The following is a 22,576-nucleotide window of genomic DNA, read 5'->3' on the forward strand; positions in this document are numbered from 1 at the left end:
GCCATTAATGACTAATGACTATTAAAAAATTAAAGGAGGAATAAAGAATGGTTGCCCGTGCAACGGCGGCACCACCTACTCCTTGGTCACGCAACTTAGCCGAACCTGCCATAGATCAAAGTGCCTTTGTGCATTCTTTTTCTAATTTAATTGGTGACGTTAAAGTTGGTAGCAATGTGTTAATTGCTCCCGGAACTTCTATTCGAGCCGATGAGGGTACACCTTTTTATATTGGAGCGGAAACCAATATTCAAGACGGGGTAGTTATTCACGGCTTAGAACAGGGCAGAGTGACCGGAGATGATGGAAATGAATACTCCGTTTGGATCGGAAAACAGACCTGTATTACTCACATGGCCTTAATTCACGGTCCTGCCTATATCGGAGATCACTGTTTTATCGGTTTTCGTTCAACGGTATTTAATGCCAAGGTGGGAAATGGCTGTATTGTGATGATGCACGCCCTGATCCAAGATGTAACCATACCTGCGGGTAAATATGTTCCCTCTGGAGCGGTTATCACCACTCAACAACAAGCCGATCGTTTACCCGATGTTATTGACAGTGATAAAGAATTTGCTCATCATGTGGTGCAAATTAACGAAGCTTTAAGAGTTGGTTATCTCTGTGCTGAAAGTGACTCTTGTATTGATCAGGTACGTCAAGAATTAGGCCAACAAAATAACCCTTCTAACTCATCCTATAACAATTCATCACAAGCAGATATGAGTGTAATTTCACAAACAAGAGAACAGGTTAGATCCCTGTTAGCTCAAGGTTATAAAATTAGCACCGAACACGCTAATGCTCGTCGTTTTAAAACTAAATCTTGGTTAGATGCTGGTGTTATTTCTGGCAACCGTGAAGATCAAATTTTAAGCCAATTACAGAGTATTACCTCCCAATATTCCGGTGAATATGTGCGTTTAGTTGGTTTTGATCCTAAACAAAAACGCCGAGTTTTAGAGGCTATTATTCAACGTCCCGATGGTAATGCGCCTTTACAAACTTCTTCCTCTGTTAGTGTGGCGAAGTCGGCCCCCAGCCCCGTTACCACTGGTTCTAGTAATAGCAATTTAGCTGATCAAATTCAATCTTTTGTGCGTCAAGGTTATCGCTTAAGTGTGGAACACGCTAATGCCAGACGTTTTAAAACAAAATCTTGGTTAACGGCCGGTTCTGTTAATAGTACCAACCCTAACCAAGCTTTAAGAGATGTTGAATCAATTATTGCCCAATTCCCTAATGAATATGTATCTTTAATTGCCGTTGATCCTAGTGCTAAACGCAGAGCGGCGGAAATTATTGTACAACGTCCGGGCGGTTCTGCTCCCGTAAGCGGTGGTGCTTCTAGTGGTGGTTTTAGCGGTGGTTCTGCTTCCGTTGCTAGTGGTGGCCTAAGTGCGGATGCGATCGCTAAAGTTCGTTCTTTGTTAGCTCAAGGTTGCAAAATTGGCACGGAACACGCCGATAAACGTCATTTTAAAGCTAAATCTTGGTCTAGCTGTGGCACGATCGACAGCCCCAGAGAAGCTGAGGTAATCAGAGCTTTAGAGGGTTGTTTAAATGAGCATAAGGGAGAATATGTGCGTTTAATTGGGATTGATGCTCAGGCTAAACGCCGTGTAGCTGAAATTATCATTCAACGTCCCACCGATGCGGCCGTCACAACTACCACCACATCTGCCCCCGTTAGCTCTAGCAGTTCTGGCAGTGCTTCTAGTTCCGTTGGTTCTAGCAAATTAGATTCTGAGGTAATTAGTAAAGTTCGTTCTTTATTAAATCAAGGTTGTAAAATTGGCACAGAACACGCTGATAAACGCCGTTTTAAAGCAAAATCTTGGTCGAGTTGTGGCTTGATTGAAACCACCAGAGAAGCTGAGGTAATCAGAGCTTTAGAAGGCTGTTTAAATGAACATCAAGGCGAATATGTGCGTTTGATCGGGGTTGATGCCCAAGCTAAACGCCGTGTCGCTGAAATTATTATTCAACGCCCCTAGTTTGAGGGAGTAGGGAGTAGTTAGGAAATTCTACCCCCCTACTACCTCACACCTAACACCTACTTATCCAAATGAAATCAAGCTTAAATGCTATTTCTGAATTACCCTCTTTTCCCTTAGTTAGTGATCACAGTTGCCTGATCGGTAATGTTACCATTCATCCTCAAGCGGCGATCGCTGCGGGGGTAGTGATCCAAGCGGCCGAAGATAGTCAAGTCATTATTGAGGCCGGGGCTTGTATCGGGGTGGGTGTGGTGATCAAAGCCTATCAGGGAACGATTGTCATTGAACAGGGGGCGGTATTGGGAGCAAGGGTATTAATAATCGGCCAGGGCAGAATAGGTAATCATGCTTGTGTTGGCGCGGCTACGACTATTTTTAATAGTTCGGTTGAGTCAATGTTAGTAATAAATGCTTATTCAGTTTTAGGAGATTTTTCTCGATTTGTTGATCTTGAAATAGTTGAAAATTCCTCAATCAATGAGCAGGTTAATCCATCAATTTCTACAGAAATTAATGAGGAAATAAAAGATCCTTGGGATGACCAATCAAGTGATCAGTTGAATCAGAATTTTGTAGAACCATTAAATGGTCAAACTGAGTCGGAAAAATTGGGGGAAACTTTATCAACATTAGAGCAAGAAAATTTAATAGTTCAACTTGAAGAAACCCAAGAAGTTTTGAGTGAAACTTTTACTTCTGTAGTGGATGAAGTTGAACCGCAATTAATTAACATTTCTGAAAGTTTAACTGAAAATTCCAGTGAAAATTTAGAAACAGAAATTAATCCAGAAAGTCCTAAAGCTCCTGTTGTTGGGAAGGTTTACATTAATAACTTGTTATTAACTTTGTTCCCCCATCGTCAAGTCAATTAATACATCTAACCCAGAGGATTGAGCTTTAAATATTTACTAAAAAAATATTTAAAACTGATTGATGTTTTAACTTTTGTTGATGATGATCCCGATCTTTTTCTCTTTTTTTGGGCTAAATGACAGGTGATTAATCTGGCCTAACTGTTCATTGGATAATCTGGCCAGAGAACCGATTAGTTTAACTGATATTTGCCCTCAAAAAAAACAATGAAAAATTGTTAAAAAAAATGAAAAAAAGATTGACAATAAAATTCCCTTTCATGATAAGATGAGAAATCGAAAATAAAATAAAGTTAACTTAGATTATTAAGACGATTATTAAGCCTAAGTTTTCTAAGAGATTTCTATATATTATTCCGGCGTTGATGTAGAAATTTTTAACTAAAATTCTTGCGTCAAACTTAAGGGTATACATTGCGAAAGCCAAAAATTTACGTTTTTTATTATTTAATTTGGAGGAAATAACCAAATGGCAACCAAAGCTGGTTTTAAGGCTGGTGTACAGGACTACCGCCTAACATACTATACTCCTGACTATACTCCTAAAGATACTGATCTTTTAGCTTGTTTCCGTATGACTCCTCAGCCCGGAGTACCTCCCGAAGAATGTGCGGCGGCGGTTGCGGCTGAGTCTTCTACCGGAACTTGGACTACAGTATGGACTGATGGTTTAACTGACTTAGATCGTTACAAAGGTCGTTGTTATCATTTTGAACCCGTACCCGGTGAAGATAATCAATATTTTGTATTTATTGCTTATCCTTTAGATCTATTTGAAGAAGGTTCTGTCACTAACGTTTTAACCTCCTTAGTTGGTAACGTATTTGGTTTCAAAGCTTTAAGAGCGTTACGTTTAGAAGATATTCGTTTCCCTGTAGCTTTAATCAAAACTTACCAAGGCCCTCCCCACGGTATTACCGTTGAGCGTGATTTATTAAACAAATACGGTCGTCCTTTATTAGGTTGTACTATTAAACCCAAATTAGGTTTATCTGCTAAAAACTACGGTCGTGCTGTTTATGAGTGTCTTCGTGGTGGTTTAGACTTCACCAAAGATGACGAAAACATTAACTCTCAGCCTTTCATGCGTTGGCGCGATCGCTTCTTATTCGTTCAAGAAGCTATTGAAAAATCTCAAGCTGAAACCAATGAAGTTAAAGGTCACTACTTAAACGTAACCGCCGGAACTTGTGAAGAAATGCTCAAACGTGCTGAGTTTGCTAAAGAAATTGGCACTCCCATCATCATGCACGACTTCTTAACTGGTGGTTTCACTGCTAATACTACCTTAGCTAAATGGTGTCGTGACAATGGTGTGTTATTACACATTCACCGCGCGATGCACGCTGTAATTGACCGTCAGAAAAATCATGGTATTCACTTCCGTGTATTAGCTAAGTGTTTACGTTTATCCGGTGGTGATCACTTACACTCTGGTACTGTTGTAGGTAAATTAGAAGGCGATCGCGCTGTTACTATGGGCTTCGTTGACTTAATGCGTGAAGACTATGTAGAAGAAGATCGTTCTCGTGGTGTATTCTTCACTCAAGATTATGCTTCCTTACCCGGTACCATGCCCGTTGCGTCTGGTGGTATCCACGTTTGGCATATGCCCGCACTGGTAGAAATCTTCGGTGATGATTCTTGTTTACAGTTTGGTGGTGGTACTTTAGGCCATCCTTGGGGTAATGCTCCTGGTGCAACTGCAAACCGTGTTGCTCTTGAAGCTTGTATCCAAGCTCGTAACGAAGGTCGTTCTCTTAGTGGTGAAGCTGGTAACGATGTTATCCGTGAAGCTTGTAAGTGGAGTCCTGAACTTGCGGCGGCTTGTGAACTTTGGAAAGCAATCAAATTTGAATTTGACACCGTTGACACCCTCTAATCAGTAAACAGTGACCAGTGAACAGTGACCAGTAGTACAGGCATCCTGCCTGTAAAAGATTTCAAAAATACTGATTACTGTTAACTGGTAACTGACTGCGAACATTTTGATTTAAAAGTAAACCTTTAATTTATTAATAGGAATTTTGCAACATGAAAACATTACCTAAAGAGCGCCGCTACGAAACCCTTTCTTATTTACCTCCTTTAACTGATCAACAGATCGTTAAACAAGTTGAATATATGTTAGAGCAGGGCTTTATCCCTGGGATCGAATTTGAAAAAGATCCTACTCCTCAACTTCACCACTGGACTTTATGGAAGTTACCTTTATTCAATGCTTCTTCTGCTCAAGATGTATTAAATGAAGTGCGTGAATGTCGCTCTGAATACTCTGATTCTTACATTCGTGTTGTAGGATTTGACAACATCAGACAGTGCCAAACCGTTAGTTTCATTGTTTACAAACCTAACCAAACTCGTTACTAAGCATAACGTGGGGGTTAATTTGATTTAACCCCACTCTTTCCCCTCTTTCTATGAGAAAGGGGGGGGTTCTTTGTGAGTAAAAAAATTAAAAATCGATCGTTTCAATTTGCCAATCTTCACTTGATAATTCCGTAATTTCAATTACTTTTTGACAAAAAGAATAAATATCTTTAGCAGATAAACCAACTTCAACAAATAGTCCATTTTTGAGTTGACGAGTTGCCTTTAAATTTTTATGATCTTGACTTAAAAAACGGGGAAATTTCTCTACAATTTCATTAAATTTTTCAGGTTCTAAGTCTGCTAAATTATTTAAAGTAATTTCTAACACATCCCGCCAACTTCTAACAGAATATTCCTGATCAAAAAAACTTAATAACTTAGGTTTTGTGCCAGTAACACCATCTTGATGGGTAAATTTTAAAGATTCATCTCCAAAATAAATCCAATTTTGTAAAGCAATATCTGCTAAAAATTCTGCTCTTTTTTCCATGTCTTCTCTTTTCCAAGAATCAAGATTAGAAAAATATTTATTTAATTCTAAATGACTATTTTTTAATTTATCTTTTTTGGTTGAAAATTCACTATTTGACATTTCTGGATTATAAGCAGTTAAAGTCAAATTTCCTAAAGAATGTAATAATAATTCATGGGTAATTTCGTAATCTTCACCTAAATGATTGATCCACCAATCAGTTAAAGATTGGGGCATAATATGTTCAATTGTTAGATGATCAAAAGATACTTGTTCTTTATGTTGATAAAATTCTTCTAAAGATTCTAAAATTAATTTTCCTTTTTCAGTACGATTTTTCCCATAAAGTTGAATCGTCATTATTTTTTCTTTAAATTCTTGATCTTTAGGATAATTTTGTGTTTGTAAAATTAATTTTAATTTTTCTAAAAAACTTGCTGTTCCAAAAGTAGTTTCTTTAATAATTCTAGGATAAAGAGATGCAAAAAGACGGTTTAAACCTTGAGTTTGAATATTACAAACAAAACGCCTTAAAATATAATTTTCAATTACTTTTAAGATTTCAATTAATTCTAATTCTGTGATTTTTTTCCCTTGCCAATCATCAAAACAATTTAATAAAAAAGGATAAACTGTCGCCTGATCTAAACGATTAATTTTTTGTAAATATTTTCTAATTTTTAAATTTGTTTCTAAATCTGGATTTAAAAATCTAGCGTAATATTGGGAAAATTTAAAAATATCTTTAAGATAAAAAATAGCGTCACTTTCTTGTCCCTTATTAATTCGCTCTTTTAAATTAAAATAAACCTCGTTTTTATTAACAATTACGCCACTTTTTGTTAAATAATGACGGATAAATTCTGTTAAGTTATCCCCTAACAAATTTTGCATTGGTAGCCAATATTGTTGATAAATTTTATCCTGTTCATTAGGCTTAATTTGCATAAAGAAATAATTACGAATTAAATCGGCTTGAGTTAAAGGTCTTCCCTTAGCATTTAAACTTTCAAATACTAGATAAGGATTATCATCTTTTCCTAGTAAAATACTAACTAATAATAAACTTTTGCAGATAATATCAGTTATTTTGAGAAGATCAAGATCTGCATTTTTACTTTTTCTAATTTCTTTCGCAAAAAATGAATAACATTGACTAATATTATTTTTTTCTTCACAAGGAAAATCTGATTTGATAATTTTATAAAATGTACTTCTATCTACTTGAGTCGGTTGTAATTTATAATAATCAAATTCATCTTCATCTTCTTCATAAATATTAGCTAAATATTTATTATGAATAGCTTTAGCTATTTTCATTTTTTCTAATTCTTTGGCTCGATCTCTTAACACCGCTAATAAAATAAAAATAGTAGTTAATCTTTGTTGTCCATCTATTAATAAATATTTAGGCACTCCTTCTGGTACAGAATCCGTTTGAATTGTAACAATTGATCCCATAAAATGAGGATGGGGATTTTCACTGTCATAAAGCTCCATTATATCATCTAATAAGATTTGCCAATCTGATTTTAGCCAACTATAAGGACGTTGAAATAACGGAATTATGTATTGTTTTGTTCCTTCGATGAGTTCTTGTAATTTAGTTTCTGATGCTTGCATAACCATTAGATTTTAAATAAAAATTAGGTTGTTTTATCTTGGATTATAACATAGATAATCATAAACATTATGATTACTTGATCTATTTCTTCTCTATTTTACAAAAAAGACGATGATTCAAATTGTTAAAATATGATAAAATTAATTAAAAAGGACTGCTTATTGGCTTTGATCTAATCATAAAAAGTTATTAAGTGAAATTAGGAGATAAGTTATTATGAAAACAATTAATGTTACCGGACTTAAACAAAAATAAATTGAACAATTACAACAAATGATCACAAATTTTTACAATAAAAATGAAACTGAAATTGTTTATAATGCTTGGGGCAATCCAGTTACAAAATAATCTATCCAAACAGTAATTAAATAAATAAAACAGTTACGCAAAACGATTAATTTAGATCAAAAAAGTATTCAAGAATTGAGGGTAGAAAAACAGGTTTAAAACCGGATAATTTATGAAATTACAAGTAACAGAAGGAGGTGTTTTAATTCCTAAAAAATTATTAGGAAATAGTCAAGAAGTTGAAATTACTCAACTAGAAAATCAGATTATTATTAAGAATGTTAATAATAATCTTTTCAAGGTTAATGATGGAAATGATCAAAGTTGCTATGATTTAGCTAAGAAATTAGGTATTATTGGAATAGCAAAAGATTTAGATTAATTAATTATTGTTAACTATGACTATTAGAACTGCTGTTGAATTTCAGGATGAATTTGATATTATTGTGATCGGAGCGGGTCATTCCGGTTGTGAGGCGGCTTTAGCCTCTGCAAGACTCGGTTGTCGTACCCTCATGTTAACTCTGAATTTGGATAAAATTGCATGGCAACCCTGTAATCCGGCCGTGGGAGGGCCGGCCAAGTCTCAATTAACCCATGAAGTGGACGCTTTAGGGGGAGAAATCGGGAAAATGGCCGATCGCACCTATTTACAGAAACGGGTTTTAAATTCTTCTCGTGGCCCTGCGGTGTGGGCTTTACGCGCCCAAACTGATAAAAGGGAATATGCTCAGATTATGAAGGAAATTGTGGAAAATCAAGAGAATTTGAGCATCCGTGAGGGCATGGCTACGGATTTAATATTGGGTAAAAATGATGAGGTTTTAGGAGTTCAAACCTATTTTGGAACTTGTTTTAAAGCAAAAGCGGTAATTTTAACAACGGGTACATTTTTAGGCGGTAAAATTTGGATCGGCGGTAAGTCTATGGAAGCCGGACGAGCGGGGGAATTTGCGGCCATCGGCTTAACGGAAACTTTAAATGATCTGGGTTTTGAAACGGGTAGACTGAAAACTGGTACACCTGCACGGGTTGATCGGCGATCGGTTGATTTTTCTAAGATGGAGTTACAGCCCTTTGATGAGGAAGTGCGTTGGTTTAGTTTTGATCCTCAAGTTTGGGTGGAACGAGAACAGATGAACTGTTATCTCACTAGAACTACTCAAGAAACCCATCAATTAATAAGAAATAATTTACATTTATCACCAATTTATGGCGGATTTATAGACTCAAAAGGGCCTCGTTATTGTCCTTCAATTGAGGATAAAATTGTTAGATTCGCCGACAAAGAAAGCCATCAAATTTTTATTGAACCAGAGGGGAGAGATATTCCTGAATTATATATTCAAGGCTTTTCCACTGGGCTTCCTGAGAATATTCAATTAGCAATGTTACACACCCTTCCGGGCTTAGAAAAATGTGTGATGTTGCGCCCTGCCTACGCCGTAGAATACGACTTTTTACCTGCTACTCAATGTTATCCAACTTTGATGACTAAAAAAATTGAGGGGCTATTTTCGGCGGGTCAAATTAATGGTACAACGGGCTATGAAGAAGCGGCCGCTCAAGGTTTAGTTGCGGGAATAAATGCTGTTAAATATGTGAAAAATCAGGAAATGATTATCTTTTCCAGAGAGCAAAGTTACCTTGGTACATTAATAGATGATCTGTGTACCAAAGACTTAAGAGAACCTTACCGAATGTTAACATCTCGATCGGAATATCGCTTAATTTTGCGCTCTGATAATGCTGATCAAAGATTAACACCTTTAGGGCGAGAAATTGGTTTAATTGATGATCGCCGTTGGCAATTATATCAAGAAAAACAGGCAAATATTACCGCAGAAAAAGAGCGTTTATATAGTACGAGAATTAAAGAAAATGATGAGGTTTCTCAACAAATTATCGCCGATACAGGTGATAAAATTAAAAGTTCAATTACCTTAGCTGATCTGTTGCGCCGTCCTAATTTTCATTATGTTAATTTAGAGCGTTATAATTTGGGTAATACTAACTTAAATCAACAGGAAAAAGAAGGTGCAGAAATTGATATTAAATATTCAGGTTATATCAAACGGCAACAAAATCAAATTGATCAAATTGCCCGTCATAGTAATCAGAAATTACCTGATAATTTAGATTATATGAAAATTGAAACTTTATCAATGGAATCACGGGAAAAATTAACAAAAGTTCGCCCTTTAACCATTGGCCAAGCCTCAAGAATTGGGGGAGTTAACCCTGCTGATCTTAATGCACTTTTGATTTATTTAGAAGTAAGAAATCGTCAAAAAGTAATGATTTAATAATTAATTAATAATTGACAATGACCTCTAGTTATAAAGTATAAAATTAAAAATAAAGAAAAAATTTTTTTATTTTTACCCCTTTTTAACTTGTCAATTGTTGAATAATTGGTTTCTTTTTTGCTTATAATTAAGATCTAATTAAGATCATGTTTCGACTTTTTAATTTAATTTATCTTAATGAAATGATTAAACTCTATGCTAGAAAACTTTAACTGGAAAAAATTACAAAACGGCTCAGACATTAGAGGAATTGCCCTTGAAGGAATACCCAATGAAACTGTTAATTTAACTCCTGAAATTATTGCTAGAATTGGTAAAGGTTTTGTGGTTTGGTTAACAGAAAAATTAGGAAAAAAAGCCACTGAATTAACAATTTCGGTGGGGAGAGATAGTCGTTTATCAGGTGAAAATTTAAGTCAAGCAGTTATCTCTGCAATGATAGAAATGGGCTGTAATATTTATGATTTTCAACTGGCTTCTACTCCGGCTATGTTTATGAGTACAGTGACCGAAAATTATAACTGTGATGGTGCAATTATGTTAACCGCTAGTCACCTTCCTTTTAATAGAAATGGCTTAAAATTTTTCACCCATCAAGGCGGTTTAGATAAGCCTGATATTAGTCAAATTTTAACATTAGCTGAGGCTAATAATTTTGAGGAAAGTAATAATCAAGGTTCAATTTCTCAACATAATTTTATCTCAGTTTATGCCCAAATTTTAGTTAAAAAAATCAGAGAAGGAGTTAACCATCCTGATAATTATAACCAACCTTTAAAGGGTTTAAAAATTATTGTTGATGCCGGAAATGGGGCTGGTGGCTTTTATGCTGATCAGGTTTTAAAACCGTTAGGTGCTGATATTAATGGCAGTCAATTTTTAGAGCCTGATGGCACATTTCCTAACCATATTCCTAACCCTGAAAATAAAGAAGCAATGGCTTCAATTTCCGAGGCTGTTATTAAAAATAACGCTGATTTTGGCATTATTTTTGATACAGATGTGGATCGAGGTGCGGCCGTTGATACTAATGGAAAAGAGTTAAATCGTAACCGTTTAATTGCTTTAATTTCTGCCATAGTTTTACAGGAACATCCTAACTCGGTGATCGTCACAGACTCCATTACTTCAGAGGGTTTAACGGATTTTATTGAAATAGAATTAGAGGGCATTCATCACCGTTTTAAACGTGGTTATAAAAATGTCATTAATGAAGCCATTAGATTAAATAATGAAGGTCAAGAATCATGGTTAGCGATCGAGACTTCTGGCCATGGGGCAATGAAAGAAAATTACTTTCTTGATGATGGGGCTTATTTAATTACTAAATTATTAATTGAATTGGCCAAATTAAAACAAGAAAATAAATCTTTAACCGATTTAATTAGTAATTTAAAAGAACCAGAAGAAAGTGAGGAATTTCGCATTAATATTAAGACTGAAGAATTTAAAGATTATGGCAATCAAGTTATTAAGAAATTAACCGAATTTGCTAGTAATCAAATTGATTGGAAAATTGTCCCTAATAATTATGAAGGGATCAGGGTTTCTTGCACAAAAGAAGATGAAAAAGGTTGGTTTTTATTACGTTTATCCTTACATGATCCTGTGATTCCCTTAAATATTGAATCTAATATTAAAGGCGGAGTTAATAAAATTGCGAACCGACTTTTAACCTTTTTTAAAGAGTTTGAAAGTCTCGATCTTTCCTGTTTTAATTAATAATTAATACCTAGTTAATTAAATTTTGATTAACTTGCGATCACCTCAATTAAAAGTTAGGGATTTTAAAAATCCCCAACTTTTAAAATAACAATTTTTGATTAAATAAAAATATCAGGATTAAACATATTTTGCGGATCAAATTTTTGTTTGATTTGTCTCATCAAATATTTAGCATTGCCATTATAACCAAAACTATCAAATTCTTTTTTTACCCTTAAGGGGGCATCTAATACTATTAAATAACCTTGATTTTCTTGGCAATATTCTCGCATGGTTTTTAAAGAATTTAATAATTTTTCTTGTTCTAAATAAATTCTACCAATCCCACTACCTAAATGTATAATTGCTTGTTGTTTAATTACTACTAATTCTGTTAATTTTTCTAACATTTTAACCGCAAAACTAGGCAAAATTCCTGTTTTACAAGTAACCCCACAATTTGAGTTAATTTCTGTTAACAATTGATTGATTTTATCATATAATTGATCCGTTTGATCTTCGGGTAAAATTTCTGTTTTTAAGCCTAAATTTTTAGCAATATTAATTAAATGTTCACTTTGATAATTAATACTTTCTAATATTCCTTGAAATTGTACTAACATTCCCATACTATTACCTAAGTTTAATTCCTGAATTAAACTGGCAGATAATAAGTCAGCTTTTAAAGGTGTTAAGGCAGAATTTTTTAATAATTGAATTGCTTGATCTATGTTATGAGAATTTCCAGTAATTAAGATAGTTTTGGCATTTTCTAAGATAGGAAATAATCTTAAAGTTACTTCCGTAATAATCCCTAAACTTCCATAACTTCCTGTTAATAATTTCATTAAATCATAACCAGCCACGTTTTTAACAACTTTACCTCCAGCCTTAACAATTTCTCCATCATTTCTAATCAAAGAAACTCCTAAAATTAAGTCACGAATACCGTTATATTTATGTCTTAAACTGCCACCATCAGCAGTAGCAATAATTCCCCCGATTGTTGCTGTGTCAGGAAAAGCCGGATCAATGGGTAAATATTGATTAAATTTTTTGAGATGATTTTTTAATTCTTTTAAAGTCATTCCTGCTTGTACTGTAATAGTAAAATCTCCCACCGAATGTTCTACAATTTTATTTAATTTTTCCGTACAAATGACTAAATTACAATCAGTTATTAAGTTACCCCAATTAATTTTACTACCCTTACCTAAAATCATCACAGAAAGACGATTTTGATGGGTATATTTGATAATTTTTGATAATTCTTGAACATTTTGAGGTAAACATAAACCAACGGGTTTATTTGGTGATAAAATTGCATTTTCAATTTTAATTTTTTGTTGAGAATTAAGATTTTCCCATTGGATTAATTCTACCTCATTCGTAGAAAGATCTTGAAGAATATCGGTTAAAATTTGCATTTTAGGATTAAAATAAAATATAAGTTAATTATTAAACTAATTTTTAATTATACCAATATAAACATCATTCAACAATTGTGATTTATTTCAATACAAATATACTATGAAATTTTAGATCAAAAAATCAAAATAATAAACAAGTTAGTGATCATCAAGGTTATGTAGTTGATTTATTCTTAGATATTTAAAATATTATTCTAATTTTAATGCTTTCAAAAAGTGACAATTAAGTTTATAATCTTAAAATTATTATTAACAAATTAAAATTAAATTTTGCACTATTTTCTAACATTATGATTGAACAAAGAGAAAGAGAGCCTTTAATAAATTTATTTTTATTTAACTTTGCTAAGTATAGTTTTATTAGTCCTTTTTATTATACTTATTTCAGAGGAAAAGCTTACGGTTTAGAGAAAGTCCCAAAAAAAGGGCCTTTAGTGGTAGTTTGTAATCATGGCAGTTATTATGACCCTCCTTTGCTCTCTACTACCATTCGCCGCCCTGTTTCTTTTATGGCTAAAGATGAATTGTTTAAAGTGCCTGTTTTAAAGGAGTTAATTAAGTTATATGGTGCTTATCCCGTTAAACGTGGTGCGAGCGATCGCAATGCGATCAAATTAGCTCTGAATGCTCTGAAAGACGGATGGGCGGTAGGTTTATTTTTAGAGGGTACACGCACCCCCGATGCCAAAATTTATGAGCCTAAACTGGGGGCGGCCTTGATTGCGGCCAAGGCCAACGCTCCAATTTTACCCGTCAGTATTTGGGGAGTCGAAAAAATTGTTAAAAAAGGCTCGGCTATTCCCCAATCAGTACCGTTAACTTTAAGAGTTGGAGATGTAATTCCTGCACCCACTTCTACGAAAAAAGAAGAGTTAGAAGGAATTACGAACGATTGTGCTAAAATAATTAATGAAATGTTAGATTTAGGAAGATAAAAAACCCTAGCCTCAAACAAATTAATTATCAATTGCTTATTACTTAATTAATAGGCCAATTTGTTCAACCCAAAGTCGCCTTTGTGAATGTTCTAATGCTAAAATATCATTTAAAGACCAATGGAAATGAAAAGCAATTAACGCTACCTCTTGATAAAGTTGTTCCAAGGGGTAGCCTAGAACTCCCCCAAAAAACTAGACTCCATCGGATATTGATTAATTTGAAAATAAATCTTTTGTAAATAATAAAAATCAGTTAAAAATAAACTTTCTAATTGTTGAGGAGTTACTTTAGATAAACTACCCAAACTAATAATTAAACGAGATAAAATTACAAAAACACCATAAGATTGATCCCGTAAAACTCTAGCATCTTTTGCTACTAAAATTTCATCCGCTCCCGTAGCAGAGCGAATTTTACCTTTTTGATGTAAATTTCCTTGTGAATCAATTAAACCTTTAGGTAAGGAAAAACTAAATTCAGTATAGTTTTTCATAGAAAAAAAATCGTAATAAAATTTAATTGTCAATTGTTGAAGGATCTAAATCTTCTAAATTACCAGAATTAATAATTTCAAGATCAGATTCAGTTTCGATCGGCTCATTATTTTCATTTAAACCATTAATTTGACGATAAAACTTTTGTAAATAACTCAAATCAACAGCAAACATATTTTCAATTACCCCCGGATTAACTTCATCATCAGATAAAGCCCCTAAACGAATAATTACCCTTGCTAAAATAATAATAGTTGCATAAGCCGGATTACTTTTAACCCTTGGATCCCGCATGGGGATAATTTCGTCCATCGCCCTCGAAAGACGCATTACACCTGAACGATGAATATTTCCATCCTCATCTATATAACCCTTGGGCAAAGTAAATTCAAACTCGGTTTGAATCATTGATTTAATCCTATTGTGAACTTAAATAAATTAATTTTACTATAGCAGTCCTCAATTGATCCTGTCCAAAAAAATTAACGCTTTTGTTATTCACAAAAACACTTTTTTTCTCTATTGAATTCGGAAAAATTGTTGTACCGATAACTGTAATTCTTCTACTTGAAATTCCGCACTACCAGCCTTCAAATCACTAATTTTATAATTAATCGGCCAAGCCCCCAAAAAACGAAACCTAGCACTAATTTCCCCTTTTTGATTATAAATGGTAATATCCCCATCCCGAAATTGTTTTGCCCAATCACCGTCCTCCACCGCTTTAAACCATTTCCAAAAAGTAGTCGAAATAGTCATCCCAAAACGCAAAGTTAAATTATCAGATTTAACATTTCCGGGCATTTTAGTTAGGGCTACTCGTCCCGTTTTCGCATTTTTGCCCCATTTTTGAGGCGTTACCTCCGCAAATTCAATTAATTCTTGATTACGTTTAAAACCAGAACATTCCATAAAATAACCATCAATCACCTCTTTAGAACCATCTAACGATAATTCTAAATAATATTTAGAAGTCGTTAAAACTTCATAACTTGGTACACTACCCATAGTAATTAATCCCTAGCTAATTTACCTTAATTATATTACAAAAAACCCGTAGAGACGCACCTTAGCACGTCTCTACAAAAACTATAATTTAAACGGATCAATTATAAAACACGGTGCAATGTATGATAAATAAACTCAACCGTTTCTCTAAATAATTCAGTGCCACCAGGCTCCATTTTAGAAGTCTTATAGCTTTTCGGAAATACCCCAGTAAAAGACCATTTAGCCGCTTCCTTCCCTTCTTGATTATAAACAATTAAAGAAGCAGTACGCTGTTCACCGCCACTGGTTGAACCACCCCCAGCCATCGGCCCGCCAATGGAGTGAGAAGCCCGATACCAGTCGTGCATTCTTTTATCTTCCACCGTAGCCACAAATTCCACCGTAATTGAACCACTTTCCACCCCTGAGACAGTGGCCTGCATGGTACTTTTACCCCCCTTAGACACCCCTAAAGATTTCATATCTCCAGCCGTAGATAAAGTTGTACCAAGACCACTAACTTTAGCAATCACCGCATCTTCTAATTGGTCAATTTGAAGATACCATTTAGAATTAGCCAGAATTTCTTGATTTTGTCCATTAAATGCCATAATGAAAATTCCTCTTAATTAACTAATATTGAATAGACATCGGATTAAGTATTAAAAAAGTAGTTTGAGACTTCGTTAGATTCATTTCTCAAAAAAGATTGAGAACTGCTAGATCTATCTTAATTTTAGTTATTATGCAACCCGTCTAATATCTTCACAAATTAATTCAAAAGTCTCAAAAGCTAAATCTTTTCCCGCCGCATCCCAGTCAGAAACTTTATAACTTTTAGGCCAAGCTTTTGTCAGATTCCACTGTAGAATAATATTATCACCGGGATCATAAGCGGTAATGGTGCAATTTTTGCGGTTATCAGCCCATTTTCCGTCTCCAGAACCAGCCCCTGCATAATCAGTAGGCATGACAGCTTTAAACCAATTATAAAAATCCATATCCCCTTCAGCCAGATAAACTTCAATGGTAATATTCGGGTTTTCTTCAAAACCGGCCGAGGTACTTTGTCTTAAAGTTTTCGCATCCTTGGTAGAAGCTAAGGCTTTATCATGACCGGCCGTTTGTCCTTGGAATGATACCTCTTGGACACTTTTTAACATTTTTTCCGTGATTCCATCCGCTTCAAAATAGAAGCGACTAATCGTGATTGGTTTTAGTTCAGCCATTATTTATCTCCTTAACATTTAATTTAACTTGTGAGTAATTGATTAATTTAAGAGGAAAGAAAAGAGCTTGTAAGTTAAATTAATTAGACTAGACATCCCCAAAAATCAAGCTTTTAGCTTGATCTATTATCCTAAAATCCTAATTTTTGGAGATGTGTCTTAATCACTAACAAGTTCATTTCAGAACACGACAATGATTAATTATTGATTAGGGGCCCACTGACTAATGCGGAAGATCACAAATTCAGCAGGTCTGACAGGACAAACACCCACTTCCACATAGAGTCGACCTTTCATAATCGTCTCATGGGTGTTGAGTTCTCCATCACATTTAACATAAAAGGCCTGATCCGGTGAAGACCCAAATAAAGCCCCATCTCGCCACAGTCCAGTTAAAAAGCCTGTCACAGTACGGTTAACCCGTCCCCACAGATCCTCATCATTCGGCTCAAATACGACCCATTGTGTACCCATTTCGATGGATTTTTCAATGTAGCTGATTAAACGGCGCACACTGATATAACGCCATTGGATGTTATCGGGTTCAACTAAAGTTCTCGCACCCCAAACTTTAATGCCTCGGTTATAACTAGCAAAGTTACGGATACAGTTAATACCAAGGGGATTGAGTAATTCCTGTTCTCTCATATTGGTTTCATAAGCCAACCCTAAAACACCACGAGGGGTATCATTGGCCGGAGCTTTAAAAATACCACGAGATTGATCCGTACGACACCAAATACCCATCATGTGACCAGAAGGAGGCACGAAAATGGGACGGCCACCATTACGAGGATTAGCCACTTTAATCCAAGGATAGTATAATGCACCGTACATGGAACGGCGGTTAAAAGTATTTAACCATTGAGCCACATCTTGGGGTTTTTGTTGTTCAGGTGCAACCGGTTCAGCACCCTTACCCGGTTTAACAGGAGGTGGATCAATCACCGCCATACGGAAAGCAGGGCCAGGAAAAGCATTTTCACAGTTACTAACCATCATTTCCATCACACCGTGAACTTGATCTAAATCAAGAATACCCTCTTGGTAAAGTCTCATGATGTCAGGACAAGCGATCATCGCCACTTCATCCACTTCAAAAATCCCTTGGATACCTTCTTTTCTATCACGGTTTCCGGTTACATCTCTGGTAACTTTGTCTCTAGGGGCAATATAAGGAGGAGGGGAAATTTCGTAACTACCGTTAGCCGGCCGACGGGATAAAGCCTGTCCACTGATGGAAATATCAGCAATACTTACATATTCAGAGGCCTCTAAAGCAGTAACAACGTAATCAGCTACCGCCGTTTCCACTTGGGGATTCATGGAAAGATGTTCATAACTTTCCAACACCTGATCCCCTTGTCTGACGATTAAGCTGAAAAATTCCCCCGTATCTAAAGGTTCTTCTTCACCTTCGGCCGCAGGTTTGGGCGTACTTTCGGAAATTGTCACCACCATTCTACCAGCAGAAGAAGGAAGGGCAGGAGTATCCCCCTCAGTAGCAGTTAATTTAAGATTGAAGCTTAAAGAAGGTTTCCCTCCTCCGGTTAATAATTTCGTGGCGGTTTCTTTATCATCAGGTGCGGGAGAACCGGGGAGTTTTGTACCAATACTAGCTACCCAACAACGGCCACCACCATTATCAAACCATCCTTGCACAGCAAAGGGCAGATAGGCATTAAAATCCGTAAAACCATCGGAACCGGGTTTGGCAAAATATTCGCAATATTGACCCCAATTTGTTACCATCATCGGTTTGAAAAGTTCTGCGTCACCTCTAACATCTTCGGTAAAGCCAATAAAACCTGCTACGCTCATGCTTACACCTTCGATCGGGCGACTACCTTTGTCTACTTCTTCGACGTAGACACCGGGAGCAAAATAGTCTAGTGCCATTAATTTTTATCCTCCATCGGGAATTAAATTAAATTGTTGTTTAAGTCAAACTTGACATTTATTTTTTGCTTATAACCTATAACTTTTTATAGTTATAGTTCAATCTGGTTTGAAATAGTTAATTTAGTAACATTTGTTAAAAAAATCTTGACTTGCCAATTTTGCTCAATTAATCAACAATTTTTCACCCGTTTTAACCACTTTTTCAGAATTTATTTAATCTTTAAAGTGAAGTTTTGATCTTTCTCCTTTATTTTTATTCATTCTTTGGAAACGGTAAAATTGATGTTTTTTTATTGACATAATGATTAAGCTTTATCTTTTTAGAATAGTTGGGGTCTTAAGATTTTCTTAATTTATGTTTTTGTTACCATATTCTTGTTCTATGTCAAATCTGCCCTAATTTTATGTGAATTTAGTTCACTCTATCCAAAAATGTTTAATTTCTTAACGAAAAAAAACATTTGTTTAGTTTTTGAAATTTTTTGTTTTATTGATCTATTAAGAGTCAAAAATGAAATCCCCGACTTATAAAATAAGTCAGGGATCGGGGATACAGAGGTTATTAATTACTTTTATAATTTTAATTTAACTAAATTCAGGAGTAATTCTATCTAACCAATCAAAAATACGCTCTAACTGCTGTAAACTAATTAATCCATATTGCCATAAAATCATCGGTAAGGTATTCAAGGATGAGCCTGACTGTTTGACCGCCAAATGAATAGAGGAGAAGGGCAGTCCTAAATCTTGATTCAAAAAATTAACAAATTGGTCATGGTGTGTCGTTTTCATAATTTTAACCTCTGTGATCGTGGGATGATTAATTTAATTTGTTCTTATTATCATCAAATATCTTCTGAAGATCAGTGATACAATGGAAAATAAGTTGTGATCTTGATCAATCTTCAAAGTGATTAAACTTATTATATAAGTTAAGTAATAAGTAGGGCAACTAATGAAAACATTTTCAGATGAAAGAATCCACTTTTGGCACAGAATTAAATAGTAAAGAAAAACACTATATAAGATAAATTTATGATTATAGGATATTTGCGTCAGGTTTCCACTGGGGGGGTTAATGTATCCCTGTTAAAGCCTTGTGAGTTAAATCAAGGTCAGCAAATAATAATCGGCCGTGATCCCACTTGTCAAGCTCCTTTAGATCCTCAACTTTATTCGGGTGTTTCTCGCCGTCACGCTTTGATCCGTCCTTCGGCTCACAGTGGCAGTTCTTTGTGGGAAGTGGTGGATCAAAATAGTGCCAATGGTGTTTATGTTAATAATAAACAGATTCAACAAGTACAAATTTTACAAACGGGTGATCGCATTATGTTGGGGGAAAATGGGCCTGAATTTGTGATTGAATATACTCAAAGTTCCCCTGCTACGATGGCAGTTAATCAGCCCGATCCCAAAGCTTCAACGGTGGTTTCTCGGCCGGCTGTAGGTACTCCAATTAATCCAATTAATCCCAATTTTTCCCTATCTCAAAATGCACAGAAAAATAATGATAATTTAACAATTACTCAATTAATTCCGATTCTTTCAACGGGAAAAGATTTAAAGAAAAAAGCTTTTTTAGTCCCCGCTAGTTTGACAGTAATTTTTGTTGTTTTGATGTTTGCAACTATTAATACTGAATTATTTAATACTGTATTAGCTTTTTATATTGGGGGATTGGCTTATTATTTTATCTATCAACTTTGTGGTAAATCCAAACCTTGGTGGTTATTAGTTTTAAGTATGATGACCACAATTATTTTATTATTTACGCCAATTTGGGAACTGATTGCCATTATTTTTAGGGATATTTTACCCGGAAATATTGAGGAAAATCAAGGTTTTTTTCAAAGTTTAATCGGTCATTTTTTCGGGGCAGGAATGGCGGAAGAATTATTAAAATCAATTCCAATTTTTTTGGCTTTATTTGTTAGTAAATTTTTTAAATCTCCCCATAGGGAAAAAATCGGAGTTTATGAACCTTTAGATGGCATTTTAATTGGTTCTGCCTCGGCTTTAGGCTTTACTTTATTAGAAACTTTAGGTCAATATGTGCCTAATTTTCAAGACCTTTATGGTGACTTGGCCGGGTTACAATTACTAATTCCTAGAATTTTAGGTTCAGTGGCGGGACACATGGCTTATACTGGTTATTTTGGCTATTTTATCGGTTTAAGTGTGTTAAAACCTCGTCAAGCTTCAGTCATTTTACTGATCGGTTATCTTAGTTCGGCTTTACTACATGGTTTATGGAATGCCACTGGCTCGATCGGCTCGATCGGCTTAATTTTTTCTACGGGGGTTGGCATTTTTTCCTATGCTTTTTTAGCGGCCGCTATCCTTAAAGCAAGGGCTTTATCACCGAATAGATCTCAAAATTTTGCCACTCAATTTTTTAATTTTAAAAAATAAGATTTAACCTCATCAACTTTTTATTTAAGATTAGAAAAAAAACACGCCATCATTTTTAAGTTAAAGATAATTCCCATTCACTACGAGTCAAACGAATTTGAGCTAATGTAAAAATAGTAGGAATAATGCGCCCATAATTAGTAGCAATTGACCTCCAACCTAGATCAACAAAAAAGTAAATCCAGAGAAAAGAACCTAATAAAGAAAATACAGTTTTAACCGCACTATAACGTGCTGTATTAAGGGTTATACCTCTTTTTGCCATAGATAAAATTAGTTGATTTTCAATGGTTGAAGTAGCAAGTTTTCCGCCTTGAATCATTAAATTTTGAGTAGCTTGATATTGAGCAAAATGAAAGGCAATTTGTCTAGCAATTTGTGTTAATAAGAAAGGTTTAATCACAGAATTAACTGCGATAGCGCTACTTCCTTTCAGTAAAATATTGAAGGGATCATGTTGTAATTGAGGGGGTAAAATTTCAGGTAAATTTGATTTAGCTAAGGCTTTTTGAACTTTAATTGTTAAAGAATTTTGCTCTTTTTTTGGTAATTTTTGCCATGCTTTACTGACTAAATTTAAAAATATTTCTGACTCAATTTCAGTAGTAGTCATACTTTGGGCGTAGGGAATTTTTAAATAACGGCAAACTTGGATTAAAATTTGACGATAAGTAACTTGATGAGTTCTACCTTTTAAAACAGTAATTCCATTAGCCCCTAAATAACGAAAACGGGCTTCTAAAGAGTCTAACCAGTCTGGTAAATTTTGACTTTGGATCTCAATTGGTTCAGGTGTTTGTAAATAGTCTAAAGGATTTAATTTGCGACTAAATAAGAGTTGAGTTAAATACTCTAATTCTGGTTCGGTGGCCAATTCTAAAACACTGCGTAATTCGTCCAAAATTTACTCCTTAATTGCTAAATTTAATATTTAATTTAATAGGTTAATCATAACATTATAAATGTTTTTAGTTGTATCATCAATAACCAGTTTTAAAATTGACCATCTTTTTTTAAAAAATTGACAATTGACAATTGACAATTAACAATTAACGGTGGATAATAGATTAAATAATCAAAAATTAAAAGTCAATTAATTAATTTATTTTGATAAGGAGAATCGAAACAATGCCCCTTATTTGGACAGAATCACTTAAAACAGGTGTTCCTGAAATTGATCGACAACATCAACAATTAATTAATCAAATGAATTTGTTATATGAGGCGATTCAAAATGATCAGGGTATGCAAGAAATTCAAAATATAATGACATTTTTAAGTAAATATGTAAATGATCATTTTGGTTATGAAGAATCCTGTATGTACCGTTATCAATGCCCTGTAGCCAAAGAAAATAAGAGTGCGCACCTTCATTTTATTAATTCTTTAAATGAAATAAAACAAGAATTAAATTCTCAAGGAGCGAGTGTTAATTTAGCAATTAAAGTTAATCAAAATTTATTAGAATGGTTTGCTAATCATATCAGAAAAATAGACAGTCAACTTAAATCAGTAATTACTAATTAATAATGATA

Annotated in this window: 21 protein-coding genes; 10 read left to right on the plus strand and 11 right to left on the minus strand. The window is 34.5% G+C overall.

Features of this window, described 5'->3' with window-relative positions; translation table 11 throughout:
- Positions 1 to 47: 47 nt before the first annotated feature.
- The 4 genes from Anndu_RS10675 to Anndu_RS10690 all read left to right on the plus strand — a co-directional run bounded on the left by Anndu_RS10675 (position 48) and on the right by Anndu_RS10690 (position 5,245).
- On the plus strand, positions 48 to 2,000 hold the full coding sequence (locus Anndu_RS10675) for a ribulose bisphosphate carboxylase small subunit (RefSeq protein WP_464101182.1): 1,953 nt from the start codon (positions 48 to 50) through the stop codon (positions 1,998 to 2,000).
- Between the two features lie 71 nt (positions 2,001 to 2,071).
- On the plus strand, positions 2,072 to 2,875 hold the full coding sequence (locus tag Anndu_RS10680) for an LbetaH domain-containing protein (protein WP_464101183.1): 804 nt from the start codon (positions 2,072 to 2,074) through the stop codon (positions 2,873 to 2,875).
- A gap of 469 nt (positions 2,876 to 3,344) precedes the next feature.
- The gene (locus Anndu_RS10685; protein ID WP_464101184.1) at positions 3,345 to 4,757 is read left to right on the plus strand and encodes a form I ribulose bisphosphate carboxylase large subunit; all 1,413 of its coding nucleotides are present in this window, start codon (positions 3,345 to 3,347) and stop codon (positions 4,755 to 4,757) included.
- Between the two features lie 152 nt (positions 4,758 to 4,909).
- Positions 4,910 to 5,245, plus strand: coding sequence for a ribulose bisphosphate carboxylase small subunit (locus Anndu_RS10690; protein ID WP_464101185.1), 336 nt, complete (start codon positions 4,910 to 4,912; stop codon positions 5,243 to 5,245).
- A gap of 85 nt (positions 5,246 to 5,330) precedes the next feature.
- On the opposite strand, the gene Anndu_RS10695 is transcribed toward Anndu_RS10690, so the two are convergent.
- Positions 5,331 to 7,349, minus strand: coding sequence for a DUF262 domain-containing protein (locus tag Anndu_RS10695; protein ID WP_464101186.1), 2,019 nt, complete (start codon positions 7,347 to 7,349; stop codon positions 5,331 to 5,333).
- Between the two features lie 455 nt (positions 7,350 to 7,804).
- On the opposite strand from Anndu_RS10695, the gene Anndu_RS10700 reads away from it, so the two are divergent.
- The 3 genes from Anndu_RS10700 (at position 7,805) to Anndu_RS10710 (ending at position 11,663) form a co-directional block, all read left to right on the plus strand.
- Positions 7,805 to 8,014, plus strand: a complete 210-nt coding sequence (locus Anndu_RS10700) for a hypothetical protein (protein ID WP_464101187.1) — start codon at positions 7,805 to 7,807, stop codon at positions 8,012 to 8,014.
- 16 nt (positions 8,015 to 8,030) lie between these two features.
- Positions 8,031 to 9,938, plus strand: a complete 1,908-nt coding sequence (gene mnmG / locus Anndu_RS10705) for a tRNA uridine-5-carboxymethylaminomethyl(34) synthesis enzyme MnmG (RefSeq protein WP_464101188.1) — start codon at positions 8,031 to 8,033, stop codon at positions 9,936 to 9,938.
- 198 nt (positions 9,939 to 10,136) lie between these two features.
- Complete coding sequence (locus Anndu_RS10710; RefSeq protein WP_464101189.1) at positions 10,137 to 11,663, plus strand: phosphomannomutase/phosphoglucomutase; 1,527 nt, start codon at positions 10,137 to 10,139, stop codon at positions 11,661 to 11,663.
- 101 nt (positions 11,664 to 11,764) lie between these two features.
- Here the strand turns inward: Anndu_RS10710 and Anndu_RS10715 are convergent, their stop codons facing one another.
- A complete protein-coding gene (locus Anndu_RS10715; protein WP_464101190.1) occupies positions 11,765 to 13,072 on the minus strand; it encodes an FAD-binding oxidoreductase in 1,308 nt (435 codons plus the stop codon).
- A 293-nt stretch (positions 13,073 to 13,365) separates the two neighbouring features.
- Here Anndu_RS10715 and Anndu_RS10720 point away from each other — a divergent pair, with 293 nt between their 5' ends.
- A complete protein-coding gene (locus Anndu_RS10720; protein WP_464101191.1) occupies positions 13,366 to 14,010 on the plus strand; it encodes a lysophospholipid acyltransferase family protein in 645 nt (214 codons plus the stop codon).
- 39 nt (positions 14,011 to 14,049) lie between these two features.
- Here the strand turns inward: Anndu_RS10720 and Anndu_RS10725 are convergent, their stop codons facing one another.
- From Anndu_RS10725 to Anndu_RS10760, 8 genes are all read right to left on the minus strand, one after another.
- Positions 14,050 to 14,178, minus strand: a complete 129-nt coding sequence (locus tag Anndu_RS10725) for a DUF6760 family protein (protein ID WP_464101192.1) — start codon at positions 14,176 to 14,178, stop codon at positions 14,050 to 14,052.
- 8 nt (positions 14,179 to 14,186) lie between these two features.
- A complete protein-coding gene (locus tag Anndu_RS10730) occupies positions 14,187 to 14,507 on the minus strand; it encodes a hypothetical protein (RefSeq protein ID WP_464101193.1) in 321 nt (106 codons plus the stop codon).
- Positions 14,508 to 14,529: 22 nt separating this feature from the next.
- Complete coding sequence (locus Anndu_RS10735) at positions 14,530 to 14,916, minus strand: hypothetical protein (protein WP_464101194.1); 387 nt, start codon at positions 14,914 to 14,916, stop codon at positions 14,530 to 14,532.
- Between the two features lie 111 nt (positions 14,917 to 15,027).
- Positions 15,028 to 15,516 carry a phage tail protein gene (locus tag Anndu_RS10740; protein WP_464101195.1) on the minus strand — a complete coding sequence of 163 codons (489 nt, stop codon included), beginning with the start codon at positions 15,514 to 15,516 and terminating at the stop codon, positions 15,028 to 15,030.
- Positions 15,517 to 15,617: 101 nt separating this feature from the next.
- Positions 15,618 to 16,109, minus strand: a complete 492-nt coding sequence (locus Anndu_RS10745; RefSeq protein WP_464101196.1) for a phage tail protein — start codon at positions 16,107 to 16,109, stop codon at positions 15,618 to 15,620.
- A gap of 132 nt (positions 16,110 to 16,241) precedes the next feature.
- On the minus strand, positions 16,242 to 16,727 hold the full coding sequence (locus tag Anndu_RS10750) for a phage tail protein (RefSeq protein WP_464101197.1): 486 nt from the start codon (positions 16,725 to 16,727) through the stop codon (positions 16,242 to 16,244).
- A 201-nt stretch (positions 16,728 to 16,928) separates the two neighbouring features.
- The gene (locus Anndu_RS10755; RefSeq protein WP_464101198.1) at positions 16,929 to 18,626 is read right to left on the minus strand and encodes a phage tail sheath family protein; all 1,698 of its coding nucleotides are present in this window, start codon (positions 18,624 to 18,626) and stop codon (positions 16,929 to 16,931) included.
- 588 nt (positions 18,627 to 19,214) lie between these two features.
- Entirely contained in the window at positions 19,215 to 19,421 is a 207-nt protein-coding gene (locus tag Anndu_RS10760) for a DUF2949 domain-containing protein (protein WP_464101199.1), read from the minus strand.
- 243 nt (positions 19,422 to 19,664) lie between these two features.
- Between Anndu_RS10760 and Anndu_RS10765 the strand changes: the two genes are divergently transcribed.
- On the plus strand, positions 19,665 to 21,041 hold the full coding sequence (locus tag Anndu_RS10765; protein ID WP_464101200.1) for a PrsW family glutamic-type intramembrane protease: 1,377 nt from the start codon (positions 19,665 to 19,667) through the stop codon (positions 21,039 to 21,041).
- 55 nt (positions 21,042 to 21,096) lie between these two features.
- Here Anndu_RS10765 and Anndu_RS10770 read toward each other — a convergent pair whose 3' ends face one another.
- A complete protein-coding gene (locus Anndu_RS10770; protein WP_464101201.1) occupies positions 21,097 to 21,942 on the minus strand; it encodes a YaaW family protein in 846 nt (281 codons plus the stop codon).
- A gap of 227 nt (positions 21,943 to 22,169) precedes the next feature.
- On the opposite strand from Anndu_RS10770, the gene Anndu_RS10775 reads away from it, so the two are divergent.
- On the plus strand, positions 22,170 to 22,568 hold the full coding sequence (locus tag Anndu_RS10775) for a bacteriohemerythrin (RefSeq protein ID WP_464101202.1): 399 nt from the start codon (positions 22,170 to 22,172) through the stop codon (positions 22,566 to 22,568).
- The last annotated feature ends 8 nt before the right edge of the window (positions 22,569 to 22,576 follow it).

The sequence above is a fragment of the Annamia dubia NIES-4383 genome, assembly GCF_055394725.1.